Annotated in this window: 2 protein-coding genes; one reads left to right on the forward strand and one right to left on the reverse strand. The window is 44.0% G+C overall.

Going from position 1 to position 1,210, the window contains the following annotated elements; genetic code table 11:
- Positions 1 to 508, forward strand: a 508-nt coding sequence (locus QVO66_RS09240) for a porin family protein (protein WP_288172774.1), incomplete at its 5' end; no start/stop codon positions are given.
- A 177-nt stretch (positions 509 to 685) separates the two neighbouring features.
- Here the strand turns inward: QVO66_RS09240 and QVO66_RS09245 are convergent.
- The coding region (locus QVO66_RS09245) for a helix-turn-helix domain-containing protein (RefSeq protein WP_288172775.1) at positions 686 to 1,210 on the reverse strand (525 nt) is incomplete at its 5' end.

The raw sequence follows: 1,210 nt of genomic DNA on the forward strand, positions 1-1,210 counted from the left end.
GTTCAGCATAGAGTTAGGCTTAAACATGTCGAAGCTTACGGGTGATATCACAAACGAGAAATATTCTTTGCAATATAATGCCGGAGCCTATGTACACATCCCGATAATAAGGAGCCTTTATGTAAAGACCGGACTGCAATATACAGCCAAGGGTGTAAAAGGAAAGGGTAGGGAGAACAACAGAATAGACGCAAACTATATAGAGCTGCCTTTGTTGCTCTCTTACAGATATGACTTTAACCGCAATACCCAGTTGCAGGTAAACGTAGGTCCATACTTTGCATATGGCATATCTGGCGAAATAATGGATGATCTTGATACATTCGGAGACAACGGAGTGCTTGAGCGTTATGACACCGGCTTGCATATGGGAGTAGGTCTTATTGCCGCCAAGAACGCTTATGTAGGTTTCGGCTATGAAATTGGCCTGAAAAACATCAACAAGACAGAAGATGATATCAGCCTGAAGAACAGTAACTTTTTTGTGAATCTAGGATATGTTTTTTAGTGTGTCTGTGTCGGACATGAGCATCATTGCTTGAGATGCCTTGGCGTTCGGACAGATACATTATATCTCAGACGGGCTGATAAATTATTCTGATGAAGCAAGGAATGTGTTGTATTGAGCGCTGAGTCTAATGGGCAGAATTGGGCTTGTGTACAAATACGCACCTTGCTTCAGCAATTAGTCAGACTTCTTGTTTTTCAATCTGTATTCAGTAGGCGATATGCTCACCTGCCTTTTGAAGAATTTGCAGAATGCCGCCTGATCCGAGAAACCTAGTTTTTCGGATATAAGTCCTATGGTCATTCTGTCGTCGTCGAGCAGCGCCATTGCCTCGTGTGTTATCTCGTCGCAGATAACCGTATGAGGCGTCCTGCCCATTGTGTTCTTTATTATTCTTGTAAGATGCTTTGCCGACATGTTCAGGGCCTGGGCGTAAAAGTCTATGTTATGTTGCCTGGTGAAATATTTTGTCACGAGCTTGGTGAAGTCGAGCGCCACGGCCTCGCTGCGCCTGCAACCCTGCTGCATGTCGTCAATGGTTGTTTCGTTCGACATTATTGCGTTGCCCAGTTCCAGACACATGCTTTTATAGAACACGGCAGCCAGTTCGTTATGATAATAATGATTCTTTGCAGCAATGGCATCAGCCAGAAAACTTAGCTGTGTGTCCACTCGCGATATTGCTTCTTTTGTGAAAGAGTG

It is taken from the genome of Prevotella sp. CAG:255 (assembly GCF_000431195.1).
In the GTDB taxonomy this organism is placed as follows: Bacteria; Bacteroidota; Bacteroidia; order Bacteroidales; family Bacteroidaceae; genus Prevotella; species Prevotella rara.